Annotated in this window: 26 protein-coding genes; 17 read left to right on the top strand and 9 right to left on the bottom strand. The window is 43.0% G+C overall.

What is annotated here, in order from left to right:
• The first annotated feature begins 46 nt into the window (after positions 1 to 46).
• Positions 47 to 709: a thiopurine S-methyltransferase gene (gene tmpT / locus D6V41_RS12175; RefSeq protein WP_136251796.1), complete on the top strand. Its 663-nt coding sequence runs from the start codon at positions 47 to 49 to the stop codon at positions 707 to 709.
• A 312-nt stretch (positions 710 to 1,021) separates the two neighbouring features.
• Here the strand turns inward: tmpT and cysD are convergent, their stop codons facing one another.
• Positions 1,022 to 1,933 (bottom strand): sulfate adenylyltransferase subunit CysD, encoded by a 912-nt coding sequence (gene cysD, locus D6V41_RS12170; RefSeq protein WP_136251795.1) that lies wholly within the window; start codon positions 1,931 to 1,933, stop codon positions 1,022 to 1,024.
• A 192-nt stretch (positions 1,934 to 2,125) separates the two neighbouring features.
• Between cysD and D6V41_RS12165 the strand changes: the two genes are divergently transcribed.
• From D6V41_RS12165 to D6V41_RS12155, 3 genes are all read left to right on the top strand, one after another.
• A complete protein-coding gene (locus tag D6V41_RS12165) occupies positions 2,126 to 2,668 on the top strand; it encodes a hypothetical protein (protein WP_136251794.1) in 543 nt (180 codons plus the stop codon).
• A 158-nt stretch (positions 2,669 to 2,826) separates the two neighbouring features.
• Positions 2,827 to 3,750: a universal stress protein gene (locus D6V41_RS12160; RefSeq protein WP_168711022.1), complete on the top strand. Its 924-nt coding sequence runs from the start codon at positions 2,827 to 2,829 to the stop codon at positions 3,748 to 3,750.
• A 244-nt stretch (positions 3,751 to 3,994) separates the two neighbouring features.
• On the top strand, positions 3,995 to 4,459 hold the full coding sequence (locus D6V41_RS12155; RefSeq protein WP_136251792.1) for a DUF3718 domain-containing protein: 465 nt from the start codon (positions 3,995 to 3,997) through the stop codon (positions 4,457 to 4,459).
• A gap of 113 nt (positions 4,460 to 4,572) precedes the next feature.
• Here D6V41_RS12155 and D6V41_RS12150 read toward each other — a convergent pair whose 3' ends face one another.
• Together D6V41_RS12150 and D6V41_RS12145 are read right to left on the bottom strand one after the other, a co-directional pair.
• Positions 4,573 to 6,303: a dipeptidyl-peptidase 3 family protein gene (locus tag D6V41_RS12150; RefSeq protein ID WP_136251791.1), complete on the bottom strand. Its 1,731-nt coding sequence runs from the start codon at positions 6,301 to 6,303 to the stop codon at positions 4,573 to 4,575.
• 175 nt (positions 6,304 to 6,478) lie between these two features.
• Positions 6,479 to 6,931 carry a DUF3010 family protein gene (locus tag D6V41_RS12145; RefSeq protein WP_136251790.1) on the bottom strand — a complete coding sequence of 151 codons (453 nt, stop codon included), beginning with the start codon at positions 6,929 to 6,931 and terminating at the stop codon, positions 6,479 to 6,481.
• A 204-nt stretch (positions 6,932 to 7,135) separates the two neighbouring features.
• Here D6V41_RS12145 and ilvD point away from each other — a divergent pair, with 204 nt between their 5' ends.
• The 5 genes from ilvD (at position 7,136) to D6V41_RS12120 (ending at position 12,857) form a co-directional block, all read left to right on the top strand.
• Positions 7,136 to 8,815 (top strand): dihydroxy-acid dehydratase, encoded by a 1,680-nt coding sequence (gene ilvD / locus D6V41_RS12140; RefSeq protein ID WP_136251789.1) that lies wholly within the window; start codon positions 7,136 to 7,138, stop codon positions 8,813 to 8,815.
• Between the two features lie 50 nt (positions 8,816 to 8,865).
• A complete protein-coding gene (locus D6V41_RS12135) occupies positions 8,866 to 9,876 on the top strand; it encodes a catalase family peroxidase (RefSeq protein ID WP_136251788.1) in 1,011 nt (336 codons plus the stop codon).
• An 86-nt stretch (positions 9,877 to 9,962) separates the two neighbouring features.
• Positions 9,963 to 11,081, top strand: coding sequence for an alkaline phosphatase D family protein (locus D6V41_RS12130; protein ID WP_136251787.1), 1,119 nt, complete (start codon positions 9,963 to 9,965; stop codon positions 11,079 to 11,081).
• Positions 11,082 to 11,112: 31 nt separating this feature from the next.
• Positions 11,113 to 12,297 carry a formate-dependent phosphoribosylglycinamide formyltransferase gene (purT, locus tag D6V41_RS12125; RefSeq protein WP_136251786.1) on the top strand — a complete coding sequence of 395 codons (1,185 nt, stop codon included), beginning with the start codon at positions 11,113 to 11,115 and terminating at the stop codon, positions 12,295 to 12,297.
• A 17-nt stretch (positions 12,298 to 12,314) separates the two neighbouring features.
• The gene (locus D6V41_RS12120) at positions 12,315 to 12,857 is read left to right on the top strand and encodes a DUF2780 domain-containing protein (protein ID WP_136251785.1); all 543 of its coding nucleotides are present in this window, start codon (positions 12,315 to 12,317) and stop codon (positions 12,855 to 12,857) included.
• A 68-nt stretch (positions 12,858 to 12,925) separates the two neighbouring features.
• Here D6V41_RS12120 and D6V41_RS12115 read toward each other — a convergent pair whose 3' ends face one another.
• From D6V41_RS12115 to groES, 3 genes are all read right to left on the bottom strand, one after another.
• Positions 12,926 to 13,417 (bottom strand): hypothetical protein, encoded by a 492-nt coding sequence (locus D6V41_RS12115; protein WP_136251784.1) that lies wholly within the window; start codon positions 13,415 to 13,417, stop codon positions 12,926 to 12,928.
• A gap of 342 nt (positions 13,418 to 13,759) precedes the next feature.
• Positions 13,760 to 15,418: a chaperonin GroEL gene (gene groL / locus D6V41_RS12110; RefSeq protein ID WP_136251783.1), complete on the bottom strand. Its 1,659-nt coding sequence runs from the start codon at positions 15,416 to 15,418 to the stop codon at positions 13,760 to 13,762.
• Entirely contained in the window at positions 15,415 to 15,729 is a 315-nt protein-coding gene (groES, locus tag D6V41_RS12105; protein WP_136251782.1) for a co-chaperone GroES, read from the bottom strand. Before groES ends, groL begins: the two co-directional genes overlap by 4 nt.
• Positions 15,730 to 16,152: 423 nt before the next feature.
• On the opposite strand from groES, the gene D6V41_RS12100 reads away from it, so the two are divergent.
• A complete protein-coding gene (locus D6V41_RS12100) occupies positions 16,153 to 16,773 on the top strand; it encodes a hypothetical protein (RefSeq protein ID WP_136251781.1) in 621 nt (206 codons plus the stop codon).
• A 19-nt stretch (positions 16,774 to 16,792) separates the two neighbouring features.
• Here D6V41_RS12100 and D6V41_RS12095 read toward each other — a convergent pair whose 3' ends face one another.
• The 3 genes from D6V41_RS12095 to D6V41_RS12085 are packed head-to-tail and all read right to left on the bottom strand — an operon-like array spanning position 16,793 to position 17,540.
• The gene (locus D6V41_RS12095; RefSeq protein WP_136251780.1) at positions 16,793 to 17,203 is read right to left on the bottom strand and encodes a secondary thiamine-phosphate synthase enzyme YjbQ; all 411 of its coding nucleotides are present in this window, start codon (positions 17,201 to 17,203) and stop codon (positions 16,793 to 16,795) included.
• The gene (locus tag D6V41_RS18535; protein WP_421907809.1) at positions 17,196 to 17,342 is read right to left on the bottom strand and encodes a MerR family DNA-binding protein; all 147 of its coding nucleotides are present in this window, start codon (positions 17,340 to 17,342) and stop codon (positions 17,196 to 17,198) included. Before D6V41_RS18535 ends, D6V41_RS12095 begins: the two co-directional genes overlap by 8 nt.
• 12 nt (positions 17,343 to 17,354) lie before the next feature.
• Entirely contained in the window at positions 17,355 to 17,540 is a 186-nt protein-coding gene (locus tag D6V41_RS12085) for a MerR family transcriptional regulator (RefSeq protein ID WP_136251779.1), read from the bottom strand.
• A 322-nt stretch (positions 17,541 to 17,862) separates the two neighbouring features.
• Here D6V41_RS12085 and D6V41_RS12080 point away from each other — a divergent pair, with 322 nt between their 5' ends.
• From D6V41_RS12080 to D6V41_RS12050, 7 genes are all read left to right on the top strand, one after another.
• A complete protein-coding gene (locus tag D6V41_RS12080) occupies positions 17,863 to 18,726 on the top strand; it encodes an alpha/beta hydrolase family protein (protein WP_136251778.1) in 864 nt (287 codons plus the stop codon).
• 110 nt (positions 18,727 to 18,836) lie between these two features.
• Positions 18,837 to 19,823 (top strand): alpha/beta hydrolase, encoded by a 987-nt coding sequence (locus D6V41_RS12075; protein WP_168711021.1) that lies wholly within the window; start codon positions 18,837 to 18,839, stop codon positions 19,821 to 19,823.
• Positions 19,824 to 19,867: 44 nt separating this feature from the next.
• A complete protein-coding gene (gene kynU / locus D6V41_RS12070) occupies positions 19,868 to 21,187 on the top strand; it encodes a kynureninase (RefSeq protein ID WP_338324262.1) in 1,320 nt (439 codons plus the stop codon).
• Positions 21,187 to 21,531: an MGMT family protein gene (locus D6V41_RS12065; protein WP_136251776.1), complete on the top strand. Its 345-nt coding sequence runs from the start codon at positions 21,187 to 21,189 to the stop codon at positions 21,529 to 21,531. The genes kynU and D6V41_RS12065 overlap by 1 nt, the downstream gene beginning before the upstream one ends.
• A gap of 515 nt (positions 21,532 to 22,046) precedes the next feature.
• On the top strand, positions 22,047 to 24,398 hold the full coding sequence (locus D6V41_RS12060) for a VanZ family protein (RefSeq protein WP_168711020.1): 2,352 nt from the start codon (positions 22,047 to 22,049) through the stop codon (positions 24,396 to 24,398).
• A 147-nt stretch (positions 24,399 to 24,545) separates the two neighbouring features.
• On the top strand, positions 24,546 to 25,121 hold the full coding sequence (locus tag D6V41_RS12055; RefSeq protein ID WP_136251774.1) for a YHS domain-containing (seleno)protein: 576 nt from the start codon (positions 24,546 to 24,548) through the stop codon (positions 25,119 to 25,121).
• A gap of 98 nt (positions 25,122 to 25,219) precedes the next feature.
• Positions 25,220 to 25,516, top strand: coding sequence for a BufA1 family periplasmic bufferin-type metallophore (locus D6V41_RS12050; protein WP_136251773.1), 297 nt, complete (start codon positions 25,220 to 25,222; stop codon positions 25,514 to 25,516).
• The last annotated feature ends 18 nt before the right edge of the window (positions 25,517 to 25,534 follow it).

The following is a 25,534-nucleotide window of genomic DNA, read 5'->3' as shown; positions in this document are numbered from 1 at the left end:
TGAAAACAATATAGCATTTTTATTAAATTTGAACTTGGAGATAATTTTGGATCCGGAGTTTTGGCACCGCCGCTGGGCAAAAAACGAAATCGGTTTTCACGAAAGTGAGGGGAGTAAGTTACTAAAGCAACACTTTTCGAACTGGCATTTACCTGAAAATGCTAAAGTGTTTGTACCTTTATGCGGAAAAACCCGTGACATAGGCTGGTTTTTATCTCATGGAATTGAAGTCGTTGCCATTGAGCTTAACCGCGACGCTGTTGATGCTTTATTCAAGGAGCTTGGCGTAACACCTGAGATAGAGTATGTATCGAAAGATAAAAGCGAATTAATACGGTATCGAGTGCGAGATTTGACGGTTTATGTCGGCGATTTTTTTGCACTTAGCGAACAAGATATTGGCCCTGTCGATGGCGTATACGATAGGGCAGCCCTTGTTGCCTTGCCCGAGGCGCTTAGGCGCAAATATAGCCAGCATTTATCAGATATCACAAACAAAGCTTCACAATTTTTAGTGTGCTATGACTACGATCAGAGCTTACTAAACGGCCCCCCGTTTAGTGTCTTCGAGGAAGAGGTAAATATGCTTTATTCTGGCGATTTTTCGATCACTCAGCTTTACAGAGCAAGAGTAGAGGGCGGTTTCAGGGGAGAAAGTGAGGTATTTGAAGCGGTGTATCTACTGACAAGTCAAAATAGTAGTTCTTAGAGTAGACAATGTATTTACGATTATTTCAGCATTATCTCTAAATATAAGTAACTGAAAAAAAAGACGAAATAAAAAATATCAAAAAAAATCGAAAATTTACGGAATTTTTTGTGAGATCCTGCTGTCTATTAAACCGTGATACTTGACATCTTTTGAAAGTATATGAGTGCAGGTAGTGTGTGTCTCACTCATGCAGTATTCGAGGGTGTTTTGTGTGTCCTCCCTAAGTGTGTTTTCAGGCCCCAATTTTTGGGGCCTTTTTTATGTGAATTACTTTGCGTCCTGATTAGCTTTGTTCTTCAAGAATATGCCTTAAAAGTAACCTTCGCGCTTTTTCTTTTCCATCGACCCTGTTTGGTCTTTATCCAATAAACGCCCTTCGCGCTCACTGGTTTTGCTGAGCATCATTTCTGCTACTATGGCCTCGCGCGTATCTGCATTGCTTAGTGTGGCGCCAGTTTGTGGATAGCAGCCAAGCGTTCTAAAGCGAATAACACGTTCTTTTAAAGAGTCCTTCTCTTTATTTGTAAGAAACTCAAGCATTCGCTCATCATCCAGGGCCAGAATTTGCCCGCTTTCTTCATCTACCCAGCTCATTCGAGATTTTGCGAAATAAAGAGGAACAATATCGATTTGCTCCTGCAGAATGTACATCCAGATATCCAGCTCAGTCCAATTGGAAAGCGGAAACACCCGTACCGATTCGCCTTTGTCGATTTGGCCATTATAGATTGACCATAGCTCAGGGCGCTGTTGTTTTGGGTCCCACTGATGGTCGCGATTTCTCACAGAAAAAACACGCTCTTTTGCGCGAGATTTTTCTTCGTCGCGTCTGGCTCCGCCAAGCGCTGCATCAAACTGATAGGTATCTAAAGCCTGCTTCAAGGCAATGGTTTTCATATGATCGTTATATTTAACGCTACCTGATTTAATTGGATGGATGCCTAAATCAAGGGCTTCTTGGTTCACGTGTACAATAATGTCTAAATCGAGCTTGTCTCGAAGTTTATCTCTAAACTCGCCCATTTCATGAAATTCCCAGGTGGTATCAACGTGTAACAATGTGAAAGGGACTTTATCGGGGTAAAAAGCCTTGCGTGCCAAATGAAGCATAACCGTAGAGTCTTTCCCAATAGAATAGAACATACAGGGCTTTTCAAAAGTAGCGGCAACTTCCCGCATAATATGAATAGCTTCTGCTTCCAGCAGTTGTAAATGATTCATAGTTGATATTGTTCCGATTTAGTTGAGCTTTAAATAAATGTGCTGCGTAGTATATTACCGATTATTTAGCGAAAAAACTCGTGATATATAGTGACCTTGCACGGTTTTTTCATACTATTTTGTACTTTCATACGCCTTATGAGCTTTAACGTAGCGATATTGTGGTGTTAAAGGCTTTTCTTGAGTGTTGCTATGCAGACATATTTTTTTAAATCCGTTTTATTATTAGTATCAGCTTTGCTGCTAAGTGCTTGTTCAAGCTACACATACGACCAACAGGTAGAGCTCAATACACAACTGATAAATATAGAAGGTGAAGCGCTTGACGGTACGCCGGTTTCGCTTCCTGACGATATTATTGGTCAACCCGCCGTATTGCTCTTTGGCTATGTGCATAGATCACAGTTTGACATAGACAGATGGCTGATTGGGTTGGATCAAACGCAAACGGATGTGGCGATTTACGAGCTTCCTGCTATTAAAAATCCCTTTGCGCGAATGTTTGCAGATAACATAGATGACAGTATGCGAGAGGGCATTCCACGCGAGCTTTGGAGCGACGTTATAACCATTTATAAAGATGGAGATAAGGTGCAAAGATATACAGGTAATATCAAGCCTAAAAATGCACGAGTATTGCTTGTTGATGCGCAAGCTAAGGTCGTTTATTTTTACGACCGAGGCTTTTCAGTTGCTGCGTTGAATGAGTTAAGACAAACCTTAAACCAGCTTTAAGCCGCTATACAGATAAAGACAGCATTGTGTGCCGGGTGGCGCATTCCTTGGTGCATGTTTTAGCGATATAATTAATCGAAAAGTTTTGCTTATCATATCTCGTTAATACTAAGATACTGACTACATCAAGACCTTAAAACGCCTGTAGGATGAATGCTATGTCTTTTCGTAATATTGTCTTTGTTAGCACTGGTTTACTAAACGACCAAGACGCGCTCAAAAGCGCACTCACGCTTGCCAGTCGCTCAAACTCAAACCTGAGTATCATTTTACTGCTCCCCGGCTTGCCCGATAACCTTGAACAATATGCTGAGCAATTTATGCATGGCTTTATTGATGAGTGTCAGTCGATGGTGGATAAGGTTAAATCGAGCATGGACTTTAAAGGTGACATCACCATTACCACCATGGACAATAAACGACCGGCTTTGAGTATCATCAAAGCTATTATCCGCCATAAATTCGACCTTGTGGTTAAGCAGGTTGAAGCAAGTTCACATAATAAAGGGTTTAAAGCGCTCGATATGGACTTGTTGCGCAAATGTCCTTGTCCTTTAATGCTATGCCGTGAAAAGCATCAACTCACTAATGCGAAACTTGCAGTGGCAATTGACCCTGAATCAGAAGATGATGCAGGTAATCAACTATCTCAAAAGTTACTGACATCGACGCAGGATCTGCTCAGTACTGATAGTGGTCGCTACGAACTTATCTCGTGCTGGGACTTTACGCTAGAATCCAGTCTAAATCACGGAACCTGGCTCAGTTTAAGCGCTCAGGAATTGCAAGCAGAAAAAAACAACGCGCAAAAAAATCACTTTTCCAAGCTTAAGAAAATAGTAGACGACGCAGAGCAAGGTGATCATGCCAATATCCATCATATTGAAGGATTGCCATTTGAAGCGATCCCTAATTTTGTTGCAAACGAAAACATTGATTTGCTTGTGATGGGGACGGTAGCGAGAACAGGTATTGCTGGTTTTATTATCGGCAATACAGCAGAGAATATTTTACAGTCTCTGGAATGTTCATTGTTAGCGATGAAACCCGATGGATTTGTTTGTCCTGTAGATAAAGACTAGGCGCCGGCTTTGCTCCTTTGCTTCGCACTTTTTTAAACGGTGTATGTAAACAAAGGTACCTAATTGTAAATATTCTAAGTATTTTCTGTAATTAAGTTACAAAAAATCGATACAAACATGAAATTTTCATTAATTATGAAATAAAATTACAGAATAAACTTTCAAAAACTCAATTATTGTCGATAATACCCCCAGGACACACGTTAAATCTAATTTTATTACAAAATACTTAGGGGTATTTATTATGACGCTATTAAAAACGATTGCAGTATTAACGCTAGGTTCTATTGCAGGAAGTGCGCTTTCAAACGAAGTTGTACTTAAACCGGTTGACCAAAAACTTGAGACCCAAATTTGTTATGTTGCAGCGACCGAGGGTGTACCCGCAGCCAGAACGCTCATGCGTGCAAATGACATTAACACGTCAGTCTATAGCACTAGCATAAAGTGCAATGGCCAGAGCATTGCAGATTTTGCACAGCGCTACGCACCTAAAATTACCGCTCAGGAAAATCCAGTCGCAAAAGCGCAAACTGTAAAATTAGTAGCAGTAGAAGGCGGTGAATCGCAACTCTGTATCGATGCGGTTGTGATGGGTGTGAATCGTGCAAAGGCTAAACATCATGCAGAAAATCGCATGGTTTATTGCAACGATATGGCGTTAGAAGATTTTGTTCGTGAGTTTGAAGGACGAGTGGTTTCTCTTTAAACAACGACTAGCCTGATGTAAATAGATGAAAAAAGGCCATAAAATGGCCTTTTTCTGTCTCAATCTCTTAAGAAATGCGTTAATCCAAAGCGCTCAGTCAGCAGAAAACAGCGCTACAGACCTAAAACGTCCTTTCCTTGAATAAAGGTAATGTCAACAGGAATACCCGCATCTGACAAGCGTGCCAGGTCACCCGATAGCATAGGTTTGATCACACCCATGTCGCTCACAAGCATATCAACACCCTCATAATCACCATCTCCCTGTAAGGTGAGTATTTTATTGCTAAGCTTATCGATGGCTTCGCCCATCTTATCCATATTTACCGAATACTGGCCATTTTCATTGCGCGTAAATGCACCTTCTTGCTCAAAGAAATTGAAGCGGATCATGTTGGCCTTTCCGTGAGCACTTGATGCGCCAAAGCGAACTGAGCGAAAAATCCCGGCTAAAAAGGTCACATAGTAATCCTCTAAAGCGCCTTCTGTGATGACACCTTTTTCCAGTAACTGCCGAACCATGTAAAGCCCAAGTATGTCAGCCTTTCCTTCTTCAAGTGCAGAAGCGTGTTCTTTTAGCGCTTCGCGCACTGTGGTTTCTGAATTCAGAACCGTTTTTATTCCAAGGCCATGCGCCACTTCATGAAACATTGTGTTGCCAAAAAAGGCATTAAATGTAATGTGCTTTCGTTGCTCAGGAACAATCAGCATATCGGCGATAGGAAGCAAAATGTGCTCAAATTTCGCCTGCATTGCATTTTTAAGCTGTAATCTACGTGTGCCTTTTGTAAGCTGAACTTCCTCATCGTTGGGCAGGTTGATCGCAATCGTTTTACTGCCCGCATTTGAATGACCCGCATAATAAATCACATCGTAGGCATTTAAATCGGCGTTAGTACCGGGCATTTGTGACTTGTAGGCTTCTTCTACAGGCAGTCCACTTTGAAGCTCAGGTAAGTAATCTGCATATTTTGCCAGACGCTCGCTCCAGGCCATGTCTTTAAGCAGCACATAAGACTCAAAAGCGGCACGGTAACCGTAAAGCTGATCTTCGTAGGTTTCAATAGGACCAATCACCACATCAATGGGATTGGTTTTCATGTCCATCCACGCCATATCTGAAAATTGATATTCGTTATTTACCAGCGACTGTGCACGCAGACGAAGGTAGGCTGCAAAGCTCATATCTTCGGCAAAATCAGCCGCCTGAAGAAGCAAATCAGCGGCCTTTTGTATTTCATCTGTAAAATATTCTGTATAGGGAATAGCAACTAATTCGCCCGCTTCATCTCGCCGTACCATCGAATAAAGCCCTGCTTTATTCGCAAAGTCTGCCGCTTCAAATTCCTCTTTGGTCATATCTTCCGGGTAAAACTGTGCGCCTGGTGGTTTGGCATCGTAACCCGATAAGAAGGGTGTATCGCCATTTAATCTGTCGTAGGGGCCATAGTTGATATCAGCAAAATCGCGCACTTTTGCATCATCAAGTTTTGCCAAAAATTCCTCTTTTTCGCCGCCAAATGCTTGCTGCCAAAACAGGTCATCCATTACTTCTGAGGCGTCAATTAAAAGCGATATCATTTGTTTTTGTTTATCCGAATAAGCAGACAAATCGGCCGTTAGTTCAACAGGATAATAAATTTCAAGGCGAGACCGCTCGATAAGCAATTCCGGGTTTTGATTATCAAGTCTTTCGTTTTGAGATTCAGCAACGTGTGACTCGAGAATGTCTGACTCTGCGCTTTCTTGTGGGGTCTTTTCCGGTGACTCAGTACAGGCGCTAATAAAAAGTGATGCGCTGGCAAAAGTGAGAAGGATCAGTAGCGTTTTGGCCGTTGAATGCATAAGCTTGCTCTCTTCTTGTTGTTATCATTCGAATAGTTAAGGTTATTTTAGTACATGAAACAAAATGTGCTAAGCGCCGATGCCAAGCAAAAGTTATAAGCAAAGATTATAAACAATAGTTATGAGCAAATGTTATGAGCAAATGTTATGAACAAAGCCGCCAAGCGATCGATAGTTACTCTGTATCGGGATACTCGTAGGCCATATGCTGAGCATAAGCGACATGAAATGCTTGTTCCTGAAAAATTTTCAGGCCTGTTTCGCCAAATTCTACTGCGACGGGATTGCGTTTAAGCAAGGCCTTTAGTCGCTGAGGGCTGATGGTGATCACATCAAGATCTTTAATTAGCTGTATGGCGGCTTCCATTTTAAAACCAAGCGCACCGCCTGAAAACTTGCCAGATAGCGGCCGCTCTTTGATAACCACTTGTTCAACTTTATAGTCAGTCATTAGTTTTGCGAAAGAAGACTGAAAATACTGTAAATCGGAACTACGATTCTTCTTAGAAAACTCAACTTTACGTGCACGACACTCAGGGATCGTAAAAAGTCCTTCGCGATAGTCCAAAATGCAAATCACCGCTTCGGTACCTTTAATATCTACACCACAAATACGCCTAATATTCATAAAAAATACTCATAAACAACACTCATAAAAAATACTGACCCATGTTATTGCCTGCTTTATTTCAGCAAGGCTTATTTATGCTTAAATAATTAATCGCATCATAACACAAAGCGTCTTATTTATGCGTTGGCTTAAACACGCATACGTTCTATAGTTAAGACTTGTTGTTCAGTAAATGCATGAATCGAAAATGGAAATGTCACTATGAGTCAGTCTGCAAATCGTAAGTATTCTCAAAAAATTGTTGATGGTAACGCTCAGGCGCCAAGTCGCTCTATGCTGCGAGCGGTAGGTTTTGAAGATGAGGATTTTAAAAAGTCGCAAGTCGGTATTGCGTCTACCTGGAGCATGGTAACGCCGTGTAACATGCACATTAATGAACTGGCAGATGAAGTAAAAAAGGGAGTTGATGAAGGCGGCGCTAAAGGAGTTATCTATAACACCATCACTATTTCTGACGGCATTTCGATGGGAACAGAGGGGATGAAATATTCCTTAGTATCGCGTGAAGTCATTGCCGATTCTATTGAGGCCGTGTCGGGCTGCATGGGACACGATGGCATCATCGCAATTGGCGGCTGTGATAAAAATATGCCGGGGTGTTTAATTGGTCTGGCTCGACTGAACCGTCCTTCGATTTTTATTTATGGCGGCACGATTTTACCCGGCGAAAATCATACCGATATTGTGTCAGTTTTTGAGGCGGTAGGTGGCCATGCTAAAGGCGATATTCCAATAAAGGAGCTGACAAAAATTGAAAAAACCGCCATTCCCGGTGCAGGTTCCTGTGGCGGCATGTACACGGCAAACACAATGGCGTCGGCGATTGAAGCCCTGGGCATGAGCCTGCCAAATAGCTCAGCGCAAAATGCGATGTCTCGCAGTAAAAAACAAGACTGTATTAATGCGGGAAAAGCGATTGCCCATTTGCTTGCTCACGATATTAAACCTTCTGACATTATGACAAAAGAAGCATTTGAAAATGCGATCACATTGATTATTACACTTGGCGGCTCCACAAACGCGGTGTTGCATTTAATTGCAATGGCAGATGCAATCGGCGTTGAGCTAACGCTTGATGATTTTATTCGCATTGGTGAACGCACACCGGTTTTAGCCGATTTGCGTCCAAGCGGCCAGTATTTGATGTCAGAACTAATCGAGATAGGCGGAATTCAACCGCTTATGAAGCGCTTACTTGAAGCTGGAATGCTTCATGGGGACTGCTTAACGGTTACTGGCAAAACAATGGCTGAAAACCTTGCCGGAGTCTCGCATTATCCTGCGGATCAGCAAATCATCAAATCGCTGGATTCACCAATTAAAAAGGACAGTCACTTAGTAATTTTGCATGGTAATTTAGCACCACAGGGTGCGGTGTCCAAACTGACTGGTAAAGAAGGTTTGCACTTTTCTGGAAAAGCAAAAGTATATGATTCAGAAGAAAATGCCTTTGCAGCCATTATTGGTGGGCAAGTCGTAGCCGGGGATGTGGTTGTGATCCGCTATGAGGGGCCTAAAGGTGGACCGGGGATGCGCGAAATGCTTAGCCCAACTTCCGCGATTATGGGTAAAGGCCTTGGGAGCGAGGTTGCTCTGATTACAGACGGTCGATTTTCAGGCGGTAGCCGGGGCTTTGTTATTGGGCACGTAACACCAGAAGCGTTTGACGGTGGTCCAATCGCGATTGTAAAAGACGGTGATACCATCACCATTGATGCTCACAGCAAGCAAATGACTTTGGACATTAGCGCTGAGGAAATGGAAAAGCGCTTACGTCAGTGGCAACAGCCTGAGCCTCGTTACAAACGCGGTTTACTTGCTAAATATGCAAGAACGGTGAGTTCCGCCTCAACAGGTGCAGTAACAGACAAGCCGTATTAATTTGCTCAATGCTTAGATAAACACGCTCTATTTAATAAAATGAGAAAACAATGAAAATACCTAGTTTTACAGGACTTTGCGCAACACTTTCAGTCTGTGCAATCACAGTAGGCGCTTTAAGCACAGCAGCCAACGCGCAGCAAGCGCCAGAATCCGTCAGCGCCAATGATTTTATCGCACTTTTTGAAAAACTGGGTGGCAAACACGCCGGCTTCAGAAAAGCGCATGCAGCTGGCGTTTGCGCCACCGCAACGTTTGTACCCAACGAACAAGCCAAAGCGTATTCAAACTCCGTTTTATTTGAGCAAGAAAGCGTTGATGCGATTGTTCGCTTTTCAATAGGCGGCCCCAATCCACTTGCAGATGAAAGAAGCTCGGGTACCCGAGGCGTAGGCATACAATTAAATTTACCTAACGGCGTAAAACATAATATTACTGGCAACAATACACCATTTTTTACCGGGAAAGATCCTGAAACGTTTTTCGGCTTTCTTCAAACCTTGTTGCCTAATGAAGAGGGTGAAGTAGACAGACAAGCCACGGGCGCATACATTGCTGCAAATCCAAGCGTGCAAAATGCGCTCGCATGGTCGCAATCTCACCCACTTTCAACGTCTTACGCGAGAGACACTTATTTTGGCATTCATACTTTTTACATGCAGGATGAGTCTGGAGAATTGACAAAGTTTAAATGGACACTTCGTCCCGATTTAGGGGAGGAGCATCTCGAAAAATCTCAAACAGAAAGCCTGCCTGAAAAGTATCTGGAGCAACGTTTGTTGCAAGATATGGAAGACAGTACCGTCAGTTTTACGCTCGTGGCAACAATTGGTGAAGATGAAGACGAGGCCCTCAATCCATCAATTGCCTGGCCAGAAGACAGAACAGAACTAACGCTTGGACGCCTTACCTTAAATACGGCAGGTGGAGATAGTTGCAAGCCAATTAACTTTGACCCAAATGTACTCACCACTGGATTTAAAGCGAGCGATGATCCTGTTTTAAAAATGCGCTCACCGGCTTACGGCATTTCATTTGGAAAGCGTTTAAGCAATCAGTGAGAATAAAAAGTGAGTAATGAAAATGTCATCAGTAAACGGTAAGTTGTTGGCAATTTCAAAATAGGACACTAACAGGGAATCACTTAATGAAAGCTATATTTGCAAACTTTTGCGCACCAAAACCAATGATAAAACTTTTGATAGGCGGCGCTTTATTGGTCGTCGCTGCAGGGGCAAACGCCGCTGATTTTAAAGTGGCTTTTGGGTCTTGCGCCTACGAAACAGAACCTCAGCCTATTTGGGACGACATTATTGCCAAGCAGCCTGACGTGTTTTTGTTTATTGGTGATAATCAGTATGCGGATGTGCAATACGACGCAAATGGCAAGCGTGTGAGTGGCCCTGTGACCGACCCGAAACGCTTTAAAGAAGCGTACGATGCAGTTTCGGCAAAGCCAGGTTTTCAGACGCTTAAAGCCACAACACCAATTATGGGAACATGGGATGATCATGACTACGGCGATAATGATGCGGGTAAAGAATTTCCGCTTAAAAAAGAGAGTCAGCAGGCGTTTTTAGATTTTTTTGGCTTTGCAACGGACGATCCTATTCGCAATCAAGAGGGAATTTACCACTCAAAGATATTTGAGGACGAAGGTCGTCGTGTGCAGATCATTATGCTTGATACGCGTTATCATCGTGATGCTTTAAACAAGCGCCCTGGGCCCAGACCAGAGGGGTTTGGTTCTTATCTTCCTACCGCTGATAAAAGCAGAACTATGCTGGGAGAAGCGCAATGGTTATGGTTGACTAAGCAACTATTAATGCCAGCAGATGTGCGTATTATCGTTAGCAGTATACAGGTCGTAGCTTATGAGCATCGCTGGGAGTCGTGGGGAAATCTGCCCCATGAGAGAGACTTGCTCTATAAAGTAATAGAGCAAACACAGGCAGAAAATACCTTCTTTTTGTCAGGTGATCGTCACCTGATGGAGATTTCCAGAGATGTAGGTCAGAAAAACGACAAGGTGCCTTATCCAATGTGGGATTTTACGGCCAGCGGTATGACGCAAAAATACAGCGAAGTAAACGAGGCAAACAGCTTTAGAGTGGGTGAAGTAGTGCGTGATACCCATTATGGTTTAGTTGAAATTGATTGGGCAGAAGATATCAAACAAAGCAAAGTCACATTTACGGCCTATGGTTTAGGCAACAAAGTGTTTGACCAGCAATCATTTTACCTGTCTGAGTTGTCGTTTAATTAAAGGTTATAAGGCTCAAAAATAAGGAAAAACTATGGTCAGCATCGGCACGCCATTTGCTAAAAATGCCACCAAGGTAATGCTACTTGGTGGTGGTGAACTTGGTAAGGAAGTGGTGATTGAGCTTAAACGCTTAGGTTGCGAAGTCATTGTCTTGGATCGATACGAACATGCACCTGCCATGCAGGTGGCAGATCGCGCTTATTGTGTTTCTATGCTTGATGAAAAAATTCTTGACGAAAAAATCCTGGATGAAAAACCTGACTTTATTGTTCCAGAAATTGAAGCTATTGCTACCAATGCCCTGATTGCACTTGAGCAGCGAGGCTTTACTGTTGTGCCTAGCGCGAAAGCCGTCCATCTGACAATGGACAGAGAAGGCATTCGCCGTTTAGTGGCGGAAGAGCTTTCAATCCCTACATCCGATTTCGTTTTTGCTTCAGAATGGGACGATTTTGAAGAAGCTGCATTGCAATTAGGCTTTCCCTGTATCGTCAAACCGATTATGAGTTCATCGGGAAAAGGACAGTCTTTGGTAAAATCTGAAGACGAGCTGGAAAAGGCCTGGCAATATGCTCAGGAAGGTGGGCGTGCAGGCAAAGGCAAGGTGATCATCGAATCTGTGATTGAGTTTGACTACGAAATTACGCTGCTGACGATACGCCATAAAGACGGTACTGCATTTTGTGAGGCGATTGGTCATCGTCAGGAAGACGGGGATTATAGAGAGTCCTGGCAGCCTCAAAGCATGTCGACAGAAGCCTTGGAACAAGCAAAAGATATTGCTGAAAAAGTAACTGAAGCCTTGGGTGGATATGGCTTATTTGGTGTTGAGCTTTTTATTAAGGGCGATGACGTGTATTTCAGCGAAGTCTCTCCGAGGCCTCACGATACGGGCATGGTCACGCTAATTTCTCAGGACCTTTCCGAATTTGCGCTTCATGCTCGCGCATTTTTAGGCTTACCTATACCCAATATTCACTTCCATGGGCCCGCTGCTTCAGTCGCGCTTTTAGTAGAAGGGGAGTCATCTCAGGTAGAATTTGATAATATAGACGGCGCTTTAAGTGAGCCTTATACCGATTTACGGCTTTTTGGAAAGCCAGAAGTAAAGGGACGCAGAAGAATGGGGGTGGCTCTCGCGCGTGATGAGTCTACCGAACAAGCAGTAAAACGCGCAAAATCAATCGTAGAAAAAATACATATTCGGATAAACTAAATGTCAAAGGAATCAAAATGAAATATTTAGTCGTTTTATGCTTGAGTCTTCTCAGTATGGAAGCTTTTGCACAACAATCAATGTTAGACAATTTAATGGGAAACAAGGCAAAAGCTGAATCTCAGGAAACGCAAACTGACGCAGTTGGTCCTAGCATTACAGGCCTGTTAGGGAGTTTAACCGGTAGTTTAGACATCACCGGTGATCAGGCTCAAGGTGGTCTCGCCAGTATCATGAACTATGCAAAAGATAATTTATCGGCTGACGACTTTTCTAAAGTTGCGGAGCAATTACCGGGGACGAAAAGTTTGTTAGATCATGTGCCCGATGTTAGTAACGCAAGTGGTTCGGGTGGATTGGGAGGCTTGTTAGGGCAAGCCTCACAGCTAAGCGATACCTTTGGTGGTGCAGCGCTTTTGACTCAACAGTTTGAGTCTTTAGGATTAAATCCTGATATGGTGATGGGCTTTGTTCAGCAAATATCGTCTTATTTAGATACGCCTCAAGGTCAGCAAACTAAAGATTTGCTTATGCAGGGCTTATCAGGTTTAACAGGCTAGCATGCAAAAAAAAGAGGCTATAAGATGCACTGGCACCGCTTTTAGCCTCTTTATCTCGCCTATTTTGTTTACTCTAGCGTACCCCAGGTAATTCCGCTTACTTTACTTCCAATTCGTTCTCTTTGTTCATCTTCAAGTTCGCAAAAAATCAGCGTATGCTCTTTATCAAGCGCCTGCTCAAATTGTTCAACAAGCGGACTATTTTCACTGATGCCAATCATGCTTGCCGACCATGCCCCAATGGCTGCGCCTCCCGCTGTCATGCCAACAATCGCCGCACCACCTACTGCCAAACCGGCAACTGGAAAGGTTGCCAACAGTACACCTGCCAAAAGCCCAGAGCCCGAACCTAAAAGTGCACCGCGTTTGAGTGCCTCGGGAAGTTGAGATTTTTCAGTCAAGTCGGCCTGCGGTAAATCAGCGAGTGCAATTTTTTCATCTTTACTTACTACACCAATATCATTTTCTGATACACCCACGTCTTTAAGCTGTTCAATCACCTTAGACGCGCTTTCTACCGTCTCAGTAATAAAATATGTATTAAAACTTGTATCGCTCATGCTTTACCTCATTTTATAAGATGTTGATAGGCAAGAATGTATAAATGCCAATCAATTAAACGAGGGTTGCATCATTCGCGCCAAGCTGATTATTGTGTTTATTATTTAATTACAATAACTTAGCGATTTTATGCTTTGGTAAGAGAACGCAATCAGGGTAGAGTGTACATAAGCCCGCTGTAATAAATTCTCACTTATTGGCTATAATCTAGTCTAAATTTGAGCTTGCTGGTGACGGCTTACAGAATAATGGGAATAAAAAACCCGAGAGTGGATTCCACTCTCGGGGGGGTATAAAAATGAGCGATAGCTGCAGTTGAAACCGCAGCTTAAGCCGACATATTACTCCCAATCACCCGCTGACTCATCAAAGCCTTTTGATGAACTGGATTTTTCAGGTTTATCAGCCACCATCGCTTCAGTTGTGAGCATAAGACTCGCAATAGAAGCCGCATTTTGGATAGCACTTCGGGTTACCTTTGTTGGGTCAATAATGCCCATTTCGAGCATATCGCCGAAGGTCTCACTTTGTGCGTTGTATCCGTAGTTGCCTTTAGCATTCTCTTTATGACCTTCCTGGTGGGCATTACGTACTGTTTGCAAAATTACGCTGGCATCTTTGCCGGCATTTTGCACGATTTGACGGAAAGGCTCTTCCATTGCTCGCAAAGCAATTTTAACTCCAGATAGCTGATCTTCATTCTTCGCTTTTATCGTGTCGCGAATTTTGTCAGCGGCCAATACCAGCGCTAGGCCACCGCCAGCAACTACGCCTTCTTCAACAGCAGCACGCGTTGCGTGAAGCGCATCATCAAACAAGTCTTTGCGCTCTTTCATTTCTACTTCGGTTGCAGCGCCTATTTTGATTACCGCAACACCTACGCTAAGTTTTGCCAAGCGTTCTTGCAGCTTCTCTTTGTCATAGTCGGAGCTTGAGTCTTTAATTTCTTTACGTATTTGCTCAGCTCGGGCTTCAATATCGGCTTTTGCGCCTGCACCATCTACAACCGTTGTATTGTCTTTAGTCACAATGACGCGTTTGGCAGAACCTAATTGTTCAAGTGTTGCTTTCTCAAGACTTAAACCTATCTCTTCAGAGATAACCTGAGCCTTGGTTAATACAGCAAGGTCTTGCAGCATGGCTTTTCGTCTGTCACCAAAGCCGGGCGCCTTAACTGCAGCAACTTTCAATATACCTCTGAGATTATTGACTACCAGCGTAGCAAGCGCTTCGCCTTCTACATCTTCTGCAATGATTAATAAGGGTTTACTTGCTTTTGCCACTTCCTCTAAAAGCGGGAGAAGATCGCGAATATTGCTGACTTTTTTGTCTAACAATAGTATGTAGGGATCTTCTAGCTCGACCTGCATTTTCTCTTGTTTATTCACAAAATAGGGAGACAGATAACCGCGGTCAAACTGCATGCCTTCAACAACATCCAGTTCGTTTTGAAGTGATTTACCTTCTTCAATTGAAATCACACCGTCACGGCCAACTTTTTCCATCGCGTCTGCGATAATATTGCCTATATCTTCATTCCAGTTTGCTGAAACGGTGGCAACCTGTCTGATAGATTTCGCATCATCGCAAGGCTTAGACAGAGTTTGCAGGGCATCTACCGCGCTGCTTACCGCGATGTCGATACCGCGCTTAACATCCATGGGGTTCATGCCCGCCGAAATATACTTATGCCCTTCTCGAATAATCGCCTGGGCAAGGACAGTGGCGGTAGTGGTACCGTCACCGGCTACATCGGCTGTTTTGGATGCAATTTCGCGCAGCATTTGCGCACCCATATTTTCAAACTTGTCGGCAAGTTCTATTTCTTTTGCAACGGTAACGCCGTCTTTTGTAATGCGCGGCGCACCGTAACTTTTGCCAAGCACCACGTTGCGGCCTTTGGGCCCAAGCGTTGCCTTAACCGCATTTGCAAGAATATTCACGCCGTTAATCATGCGACTTCGAGCGTCACCAGAAAATTTCACGACTTTAGCGCTCATGCTGCTTTCTCCTGTACTTGAGTGGTATCTACAATGGCAAGAATATCGGTTTCTTTAAGGATGAGATAAGTTTCTCCTTTATGCTTGATTTCTGTGCCAGCGTATTGACCAAAAATGACTCGATCACCAACGGCGAGTTCGGGTTTAAGGCGTTGACCGTTTTCCAATACTCTGCCGTCACCAACTGCAATCACTTCTCCTTTTGTGGATTTTTCGGCCGCTTTGTCAGGGATGACAATTCCACTTTCAGTGGTTGTTTCCGCAGCAAGTCGTCGAACAACCACGCGATCATAAAGAGGTTTTAATTGCATGATATTTCCTCCGTAATAGGGTTGAACGATTGGGCTAAAGCCCAGTAAAAACGATGGATAAATGGAAAGCTATACTTTCCTGATCCGCATTATTTAGGCAATTTTTACGCTTTCAATATGAAAAAATGAAAATTTTTTATAAGAATTTTTTCTATAAAGAAATTTTCTCATTTTGCTTTGTTCTATTACTTTTGCTTGGATTTATGCGATAAACAAATTCGCATCCGTGCATTTTTTAAGCAAGTAAGAAGTTTGGGTACAGATTATGCTTCCTTAAAAGGAAAGAAAAAAAGGAAAGAAAAAAAGGAAAGAAAAAGTGAGTTGCTCGCTAAGTTGTTTTTACTGTGCTCCCATGTTTAAGGTGGGTATATGTTCAACAGTAGGCTTGTCGAGAATATGTGTACCTGATAGGAGTATTTCGCTATGAGTCAATGGCAATCATTTCAAACACAACAAGAGCAGGACATTAGTCTTCATTCCACATTGTCTGATTATTTTCGGGAGCGTTTACAGGATGTATCCCAGTCTATCGATCCCAAACCTCAACAAGACACGCTTTTTTATGTAGGCGAGGTAATGGCGCGCTTTGCCCGTACCGAACAGCTTTACAGCTTTGAGAATAATCAACTGTCTTTGCGACCTCTCGCATTATTATACAAAGATGCCCTTGAAACCTCAGAGCCGCGCCAACGTGAGTTATTTTTGCGCCAACTTGGTGACATGGCACTATTTTTAGGCGCTCTTTTTCCGCAGCGATATGCGAAAAAAGGCATTGGACGGGATTATTTTGTAGGTATGGGAAGCGCTGCCTATGATTACTTGGCTGCTCATGCTTTGCAATTTAAGCAGGTTTTTGCTGAATTATCTGGTTCGATTGCGCGCTTTATCGAAATCATCGCGGATATTTGCGCCCGTGAGAACCCTTTCGATGCCTCGGATATTCTGGCGCTGTATAAACGCTACCAACAAACGGGCGACGCTAATATTGCAAAGCAATTGCAATCGCTAGGTGTGAGTGTAGCAGGCTCTACACTCAGACATTAAAAAGTTTTCTACCGCAATATCACTGATAGATGCTCACAAGTAGTTTACGAGCGCCACCATGGTCCCGGTGTTCACCTAAGTAGACGCCTTGCCAGGTACCTAAGGCCAGTCTGCCGTTTAGTATCGGTATGCTGACACTACTGCCATACAAAGACGCTTTGATATGTGCAGGCATGTCGTCACTACCTTCATAGGTGTGCTCATAGTAGGGCGCATCTTCAGGCGCTAACACATTTGTATGGCGCTCCAGGTCGCGTCGTACGCTTGGGTCAGCATTTTCATTAATCGTTAAAGATGCAGAAGTATGCTGAATAAATACATGCATCAGGCCGTTTTTAGGCAAAGTTCCGCAAGCTTCAAGGATGTTGTCAGTAATCAGATGAAAGCCTCGTGAAAAAGCGGGCAGGGTGAGTGGGTAATGTTCAATCATAGTAACGTGACATCCATTTTAATAAATGAGCTTTTGTTTCGTGCAATTCTGCAATTTTTGCTTCGATGGCGCAAAGCTGTTCGTCAATTGCTTTGCGAAGTTCAGGGCACTGCGGGTCAGGATTGTCTAAAAAGGGTATGGCCTCTTTGATTTATGATAGTGTAAAACCGGCAGACTGAGCGTACTTGATAAACTTTATTTGTTTGACGTGTTCTGCTGTATAGCGACGATAGTTGTTGTCGCCACGTTCAGGTATGCTAATCAACGCTTCGCGCTCATAAAACCGCAGCGTATCTTTGCTTATTCCCATCAATTTTGCAATTTCGCTTGCTCGCATGTGCCAATGCCCTTTTTTAGCAGTAGATTTTAGCGCTTGACTATAGACCTAACTCTATACTTTATACTGATCTAAGAAAAATGAAACGATTCATTTTGCGCAATTGCAGCGTAATCAAATCGGCCATTAATGCTTATTCAAGAAGCTGGGCTGACCTATGTATCAAAATAAAGTGTCAAAAAACAAGGATGTTTTTTGTCAAGCGCCTCATGGATGGGCCTGCAGCGTCTTTATTTTGATGCATAGGTCTGTCCATCAGCGGAATTAAAGCTTCATCGATTTGTTTTTGACGGGTTCGCGCTCAAGTGATAAGGAATAATACATGAATTGCTCGATTGCAAATGTACAGTTTAAAGCGCAGGACGATTACCCTTTGCGAGGTATGTACTACGCATGTAAAAAACCCAAGGCGCAAATAGTACTGGCAAGCGCAACCGGTGTGCCTCAAGGGTTTTATCAGCGCTATGCCTTTGCAGCAAATGCATCAGGATTCAATGTACTTACTTTTGACTACCGAGGAATTGGACAATCAAAGCCACGAAGCTTAAAAGGTTTTGAAATGGACTATCTGGATTGGGGGCGCATGGATTTGGCGGCAGCAATAAATACATCTTACGAATACCATTTGCCGATGTTTGTGGTTGGGCACTCTTATGGCGGACATGCAGTTGGGTTGTTGCCAAATCATCATCTTATTCAAGGCGCGTACGTATTTGGTGCTGGCGCAGGCTGGAGCGGCTGGATGCCAGTTCTTGAGCGCGCAAAAGTGGAGTTTATGTGGCGCGTTATCGCTCCTGTTATTGTAAAACAACACGGTTACCTAGCTTGGAATAAGCTAGGGATGGGAGAAGATCTACCTAAAAACGTGTATCGGCAGTGGAAGCATTGGTGTAAAAATCCACATTACTTTTTTGACGATGCAAGCATGCAACACATGCATGAGGTGTACGCGCGTTTTGATAAACCACTGGTAGCAGCAAATGCAACGGATGATAAATGGGCCATGCCTCGCTCGCGAGATGCGTTTTTTAAGTTTTACACGAATGCCGACCTACGTGTGCTTGACATCAATCCGCAAAGCATTGGTGTAAAACGTATTGATCACATGGGCTATTTCAAGCGCTTTGCGCAGCCATTGTGGCAAAACACCTTTGAATGGATAGAAACCTTAGTCAAAAAGATTTAAGCGGTTTTTCGAGGTAGAAATCAAGCTTTGCGGGATTTTAGAACTAGCGCTTGCTTTCAGACTAAACAGATGTCATGTTTTGCTACAAATTCGAAAACCTAATCCTTTGCATGTTGACTCGTTTTAAAATCTTTTTATTCAGTAGCGGTGTGGCTGCGTGTTTGTTTCTTAGTGCGTGTTCTACTTTGCCGCATAAAGCTCAGCGTCCTATTGACGATGCAGAGATTCCTAATCAACAAACTGGCTCACCACGTGTTTACAACGAGCATGCCAGTTATCAGGTCAGCTACCAGAGTGTACTTGAACTGCCAGTCACTCAACCGGATGAAATTATTCCCTATGGAAATAACTCTGCGAAATCAGCGGATCAAAGTGTGTGGTTTTACAAGGCAGAAAAGGCAGAATCAGATTCTTTTAATGAAAGCGAAGCTGAAAAAATTATTATTTTTATTCACGGTGGTTGCTGGTTATCGGAATTTGATATTGGGCATACGCAGGCTTTTAGTCATGCCCTTGCCAGGGAAGGGTACAATGTATGGAATATTGAATACAGGCGCAGCGGCAATGGCGGTGAGTGGCCCGTCGCCTTGGAAGATATCAAAGCAGCGGTAAGGAAAATGCTGCAAGTTAAACCGATGAGCGTAAACGCGCAGCAAGTTGTCATAGCTGGACATAGCGCAGGAGGGCATCTTGCTATGTTGCTAGCAGGGTCATTTGTAGACGATGTAAAGGCATTTGCCTTTTCATCACGTACTCAAATTCGTGTAATGGGCTTGGCTCCCATCGTCGATATAGCGGCTTATGCTGAAGGTGAGAATTCTTGCCAAATGTCAACGTCGGCCTTCATGCGCGGAACATTTGAACAACGTCAAGAGGATTATCATCAAGCTTCACCTTTAAACATCCGCTACCCTGAAGGGTTTGCTTATGTATTTATTGGAGGGCAAGATAAGATTGTGCCTGAAAATTACGCGATACATCCGGATGCTGAGCAACACATTGTGCTACAGGCTGGTCACTTTGACTGGATCCATCCGCACACGCAAGCGTTTAAAAGCTTTCTAGCGCAGCTCTCTACTGCACAACCCGATAGGTAGTAATAAGCAAGCGCAGTCCATTTTATAAAAATAATGAAGTTCAAATGATGACAGATATCACAACAATTCAAATGCTTAAGAGTAAAGCACTGACGCTGGATAAAAACGACCCGCTTGCGCCGTTTAAACAGCACTTCACGCTTCCTGAAAATACGATCTATTTAGATGGCAACTCACTTGGTCCTCTGCCCAAAATTGCAAAAAAGCGGGCGCAAGAAGTGGTCGAGCAACAGTGGGGAGAAGATTTGATTACGTCCTGGAATAAGCATCAGTGGATCAAATTACCTCAGCAGACAGGCGCGAAAATTGCCCCATTATTAGGAGCTGCGCCAGAAAACGTCATTGTATGCGACTCGATCTCAGTCAATTTGACAAAAGTATTGTGTGCAGCGCTAGCCATTCAGGAACACTCGCATCGCTTGAGCCAGTCGAAACACGCTAGTACAGAAACTTCATCACGCACCTTGGTTTTATCACAAAAAGATAACTTTCCGACCGACTTGTACATGGTGCAAGGGCTTTCCGATTTGCTAGGAAGGGCTCGTTGTGAGCTATTGAGTGTTGATGAACAAGCTCTCATTGATACCATTAAAAGCAGAGGGCACGAAATTGCTGTTTTAATACTGACGCAAGTCAATTTTCGTTCCGGGCGTGTTCACGATATCAAGCAGCTAAGCGAACTGGCGCAAGCACACGGAATTTTAGTAGTTTGGGACTTAGCCCATAGTGCCGGTGCGCTTGAGCTAGAGCTAGATGAGTGGAACGTGGATTTCGCGCTTGGTTGCACTTACAAGTTTTTAAATGGTGGACCTGGTGCACCGGCATTTATTTACGCGGCTAAAAAGCATCATCATCAAATAAAACAGCCCGTAAGCGGGTGGATGGGACACAAGCGTCCTTTTGAGTTTAGTCACGACTATGAGCCAGCTGATGCATTAAACAGTTTTTTAGCAGGTACGCCGCCGGTTGTTTCTATGTCTATTCTTGATGCTGCGCTAAGCGTATTTGATGGTATCAGTTCATCACAGCTTAGGCAGAAATCAGTGGCTTTAAGTACACTTTTTTTAGAAGCGTTTGAATACTTAATCGAAGACCCGAAATTTAAACTCGTGTCGCCCACGAATGCGGAAGAAAGAGGGGCGCAGCTTGCTTTTTCGCATCCACAAAGTTATGCGATTTGCCAAGCGCTAATAGCAAAGGGCGTAATTGCTGATTTTAGAGCGCCTGATATTCTAAGGTTCGGGTTTTCTCCCTTATTTTTAAGTTATAAGCAGATGCTAGAGGCCATTAAATGCTTACAGGCAATTATGCAAAACAAGAGCTATCTGTTGGAAGAATTTCAGGTTAAACAAGCAGTCACGTAATGAATGCTAAACATGCCTACAACGCAATATTTAAGGTTGTGAATCTGATTGAACAAGGCAAAGTCGCCAGCTATGGGCAAGTGGCCGATTTAGCCGGCTTGCCCGGCCGTGCGCGCCTTACAGGAAAAGCGCTTGGTCATGTGCCAACAGGGCTTAAGGTTAATTGGCATAGAGTTCTTCGAAGTAACGGACAAATCGCCTTTCCTAAGGGAAGTGAGCTTGCCCGTTTGCAATGTGCCTTGCTGCAAGAAGAAGGTGTGGCTGTTTTTAACAATCGGGTGCGAATGAAAGACTTTCAGTGGCAACCTGATTTATATATTTTGCTTCACGAGCTCGATAAATAACCTCAACTCGGGATAAGCGACAGCGCCAAATAGTGCTAAAAACGCGAATTGCTGCGTTGCAAAAGCGAGCAATAGAATGACTATTACGTCACTTTCGCGCCTTGCACTTCACGTTTTTATCACCATTTGGTGACAACTTAATAAATATGTAGTTGAAACAACTTTTTGCACTATCGCTTATCCCAAGTTGAGGCTAAATAGTTTTCAGGGTGTAAATTAGGACACGCCCTTATAGAGTGACTAGAATTTACACAAAAAGACAATGCGTTATACTGATGATTGTGTGATCATGCTACGGGTTTTCTCAGGCTATAAGCACCTTGATAGCAGCTTATTCGCAAAAAAAGGCAAAACCGGCAAACACAAACCCAGAGCGCTTAGTCTGGGCTGATATTTTCTAAGGATTGAACAGGGATGAACACTCAGTGACTCAAGAATATATTTCTACCACGGTTAGAAATCGCATATTGTGGTGTTGTTTCGGATGCCTGCTATTCGTGATATACGGCAGTTTAGTGCCATTTAATTTTAACGGCATTAGTCTTATTGAAGGTTTAGAGCGATTTGCCGAGGTAGATAAAGACACAATCGCCATTACCGCGACCAATCGCGCTGACTGGTTTACCAACTTTCTTTTAATGATCCCCGCCTATACTTGTTTGCTGCTGGTCAACAGTCGGCAAAAATTTGGATTAAGAAGTGTGATTTATGCGCTTAGCGCCATGTTTGCCATTGCCTGCGTGTCTGTTGCAATTGAATTTGCCCAGGTTTTCTTTGATGGACGAATAAGTTCTTTCAAAGATGTCTATTCACAAGTGCTTGGCATGTGTCTGGCTTTTGTCATATTTTTTATGCTTAGAAAGCGCGCGCATGCATTGTTGTGTAAATTTTCAAGCACTAAACCCGCCGATAAATGGGAAGTCTATGCCACGCTCATTCTGCTGGTGTTCATTTTCTATAACTTAATGCCTTTTGATTTAAGCATGAGTTTTACTGAAATTGCGAACAAATGGTCAGAGGGTAAAATTTCGACCATTCCATTTTTAAGCGTGGTACAAAATCCTTTTCAGGGATTATTGAGCATTGCTGTTGATACGCTTATCTGGCTTGGCATTACCTGGTGCTTTTTAAAATCGGGCAAGTATCATTTTCAAAAAGTTGCCACAATAGTGGTAAGCATCGCTATAGTGCTTGAGATTTTGCAACTGACGGTATTAAGTCGCTACACTGATATCACAGATGTGATTGTTGCAATTATTGCCGTGGTACTGGCGAAAAAGCTCTTTACGCGGCACGCTATCCATACGCAATCTGCTGACCAAAGCTCAAGCAAAATGTCTTATGTCATTGCAGCAGCGCTGATTTATTATTTAATGCTTTTGGGATTTGCGACCTTCCCCATGGACATTGTGGGTAGGAAGCAATTTGCGACAAGTCTTGGTAATTACTTTTCTACGCCTTTTGAGGTGTACTGGAAAGATCAACCTTATGTGGCCATTAGCAATATCATTCGTAAAATCGCTGTGATGATCCCGCTAGGCATGTTAATCGCTTACTGGCGTCAACATCTACGTGAGCCCAAGATTGCTAACGTGCTGGCCGTTTTTGTTGTGCTGGCTGTTTTCTTTCAGGAATTTGTGCAAACCTTAATTGCGTCTAAAGTGGCATCTATTTCCGACACCGTATTAAACTTTTTAGGCTTATTTTTAGGCTACATGATTTATCGCTATCATAAAGGCAAACAAGTGCAGCCTACTGAAGAGCGAAAAGAAGAGCAAAAAGGTGCAAAGGGGCGATTAAGCGCCTACTTTACATTGGTCTTACCTATATTTTTTGTGCTTTATATCTTTTTGATAGTGTTATACAAATTGCCCTTTACGCCCTACAACGTGAAAGAGTTGTTAGAGCTTTATTCTTTGCCGGTGTCTGTTTTTATTATTGCGCTATTTATTTGTTTCGCGCTGTTTTCACCTGTGATTGTTATGCTGCAATATCGCCATAAATTTTCATCGTGGAGTCATTTTGTTCTGCTTTTTGGACCGCTTTTTACCTTCTTAGTTAGCATGGGAATGCTCTTGGTTTTCCCTAAAGAAGCCATTTTCGATATTGTGGGTTCGCCCGTATGGAAACATTTGCCAAACTTTATTGAATTACTTTATCGATTGGTAGGCTTACTGCTACCCATTTGCATGCTCTATGTCGCAATGCTTGCGCACAATTTAATACAAAGAAATCGCATACAGAAAAAGATGCCCACTAAAACTCCATTGCAAAGCCAATCAACGCGAGGCGAATTACCAAATGCATACCGCGCGGCTGCCTTTTGGGTAAGCTTTTTGTTTATCGTACTGCCTTTTTCGTTTTTTGTAGTGGTTGTGCAAGCTGGAACAGATAACCTGACTGAGTTATTTGAAATGGGCGGCTATAGCTTTAGCATGCTGGGATTTGTTCTCTTTTTCATCATGCTTTCTCACCTTGGCTTGCGCATTTATGCATGGTTAAGCAGTAAGAATTTAAAAAACACTATTTTAGGCCTGATTTACCTGATTGTTGCTGGCCCATTAGCTTATGAGTTTGTGCAACTCGGTTTTGTTGATTATTTACTTAAATATAACCGCCTGTTTTCACCCTTACAGTTTTTATTGAGCCCAGATCGTGATTCGCTCTTAGCGCCAGAGACGGTTAAAACGGTCTTTATCATGTTGTTTTATGTGCTTGTAGCGAGCTTAAGCCTAACGTCGATTTTGCACATTCGCGTTTCTAGCAAAGTGTTGGCAAACTGCAAGCGCGATATGCAAATAGAGGCGAATGCGAAAGATATTTTATCTCCTCGATACAAAACGCGTGATAAACATCAAAGCATGTAGCTTAGTAAACACGCTCTAGGTAAAATTAAGTAACTAAACGCACAACATAATCTGCTTGTAAATTTTTAATGATATTTAAAATGTTTGAAAGCAAATGCCTTTTGCTCAGGTCTGCTATTGGACAATAAATTTTCAAATGGAGCTTTTATGTTGCTTATATCAACCCAACCAAAACCAATTTGGTCAAAATTTACAGTTTCGAAACTCACGCTATTTAAAACCATATCGTCGATAAAGATACCCTCAAACTTGCGTACGCTCATTTTCATTTGTTCGGCATTTGTGCTTTCTTCATGTGGGATTATTCCCACACAAGCTGAATCGTCGATTTCATCGGTAAATGTTGACGAAAATCGCGTCGCTATTAAAGGCTACGATCCAGTCGCATATTTTACTCAAAACCAGCCAGTGCAAGGTGTACAACAATTTAGCGCAGAGTATAACGGCGCACTTTATTACTTTTCCAGTGCTGAAAATCAGGCATTATTTAAAGGCACACCTGCAAAATACGCTCCGCAATATGGCGGTTATTGTGCATTTGGTGTGACGCAAGAGAAAAAATACGATATTGATCCTACAGCATTTGCGATTGTTGATGATAAGCTATACTTGAACTTAAACGCCGGTGCTCAGCGCGTGTGGGATAAAGATCGTCTTGGTAACATTGAAAGCGGTGATTCAATTTGGTTAGACATTGAGAATAAGTCAGTTTCTGAGCTATAAACGTTAAAATTTTAAAATTGGTGAAAGTTTTTAGTTCTTACACCGGTTTACTTAGGTAACCCAAGGTAATTGGGCACTAAACTACACGAGGAAAGGTTATGAAATCAAATATCGCTGTTGCTGCTGCACTTGCTACCGTAATGAGTATTGGCGTTGCTGACGCTGTGCAAGCACAAAGTAAAAAGAAAGAAAAATGCTACGGCATATCCCCAGCTGGTCAAAATGATTGCGGGAATTTGGCAGGCACGCATAGTTGTGCGGGGCAGTCTAGTGTTGATAACGACATTGGCGAATGGCGCTTGGTTCCAGCCGGCACTTGTAAAGATTTAGGTGGTTACAGCCGCGAAGAAGCGAAAGAGATTTATGAAAAAATGCAGGCTAAAAAGAACAGCTAGCCCAAATTTTGAGTAATT

Source organism: Ningiella ruwaisensis (genome assembly GCF_004798935.1).
In the GTDB taxonomy this organism is placed as follows: Bacteria; Pseudomonadota; Gammaproteobacteria; order Enterobacterales; family Alteromonadaceae; genus Glaciecola; species Glaciecola ruwaisensis.
Note: the sequence above shows the minus strand (reverse complement) of the source record. Positions and strands in the feature narration are given on the sequence as shown.

Bases quoted from the DNA above. Each gene is read 5' to 3' on its own strand.
- cysD (WP_136251795.1), bottom strand. From the start codon at position 1,933: ATGAATCATTTACAACTGCTGGAAGCAGAAGCTATTCATATTATGCGG.
- D6V41_RS12165 (WP_136251794.1), top strand. From the start codon at position 2,126: ATGCAGACATATTTTTTTAAATCCGTTTTATTATTAGTATCAGCTTTG.
- D6V41_RS12160 (WP_168711022.1), top strand. From the start codon at position 2,827: ATGTCTTTTCGTAATATTGTCTTTGTTAGCACTGGTTTACTAAACGAC.
- D6V41_RS12155 (WP_136251792.1), top strand. From the start codon at position 3,995: ATGACGCTATTAAAAACGATTGCAGTATTAACGCTAGGTTCTATTGCA.
- D6V41_RS12150 (WP_136251791.1), bottom strand. From the start codon at position 6,303: ATGCATTCAACGGCCAAAACGCTACTGATCCTTCTCACTTTTGCCAGC.
- D6V41_RS12145 (WP_136251790.1), bottom strand. From the start codon at position 6,931: ATGAATATTAGGCGTATTTGTGGTGTAGATATTAAAGGTACCGAAGCG.
- ilvD (WP_136251789.1), top strand. From the start codon at position 7,136: ATGAGTCAGTCTGCAAATCGTAAGTATTCTCAAAAAATTGTTGATGGT.
- D6V41_RS12135 (WP_136251788.1), top strand. From the start codon at position 8,866: ATGAAAATACCTAGTTTTACAGGACTTTGCGCAACACTTTCAGTCTGT.
- D6V41_RS12130 (WP_136251787.1), top strand. From the start codon at position 9,963: ATGAAAGCTATATTTGCAAACTTTTGCGCACCAAAACCAATGATAAAA.
- purT (WP_136251786.1), top strand. From the start codon at position 11,113: ATGGTCAGCATCGGCACGCCATTTGCTAAAAATGCCACCAAGGTAATG.
- D6V41_RS12120 (WP_136251785.1), top strand. From the start codon at position 12,315: ATGAAATATTTAGTCGTTTTATGCTTGAGTCTTCTCAGTATGGAAGCT.
- D6V41_RS12115 (WP_136251784.1), bottom strand. From the start codon at position 13,417: ATGAGCGATACAAGTTTTAATACATATTTTATTACTGAGACGGTAGAA.
- groL (WP_136251783.1), bottom strand. From the start codon at position 15,418: ATGAGCGCTAAAGTCGTGAAATTTTCTGGTGACGCTCGAAGTCGCATG.
- groES (WP_136251782.1), bottom strand. From the start codon at position 15,729: ATGCAATTAAAACCTCTTTATGATCGCGTGGTTGTTCGACGACTTGCT.
- D6V41_RS12100 (WP_136251781.1), top strand. From the start codon at position 16,153: ATGAGTCAATGGCAATCATTTCAAACACAACAAGAGCAGGACATTAGT.
- D6V41_RS12095 (WP_136251780.1), bottom strand. From the start codon at position 17,203: ATGATTGAACATTACCCACTCACCCTGCCCGCTTTTTCACGAGGCTTT.
- D6V41_RS12085 (WP_136251779.1), bottom strand. From the start codon at position 17,540: ATGCGAGCAAGCGAAATTGCAAAATTGATGGGAATAAGCAAAGATACG.
- D6V41_RS12080 (WP_136251778.1), top strand. From the start codon at position 17,863: ATGAATTGCTCGATTGCAAATGTACAGTTTAAAGCGCAGGACGATTAC.
- D6V41_RS12075 (WP_168711021.1), top strand. From the start codon at position 18,837: ATGTTGACTCGTTTTAAAATCTTTTTATTCAGTAGCGGTGTGGCTGCG.
- kynU (WP_338324262.1), top strand. From the start codon at position 19,868: ATGATGACAGATATCACAACAATTCAAATGCTTAAGAGTAAAGCACTG.
- D6V41_RS12065 (WP_136251776.1), top strand. From the start codon at position 21,187: ATGAATGCTAAACATGCCTACAACGCAATATTTAAGGTTGTGAATCTG.
- D6V41_RS12055 (WP_136251774.1), top strand. From the start codon at position 24,546: ATGTTGCTTATATCAACCCAACCAAAACCAATTTGGTCAAAATTTACA.
- D6V41_RS12050 (WP_136251773.1), top strand. From the start codon at position 25,220: ATGAAATCAAATATCGCTGTTGCTGCTGCACTTGCTACCGTAATGAGT.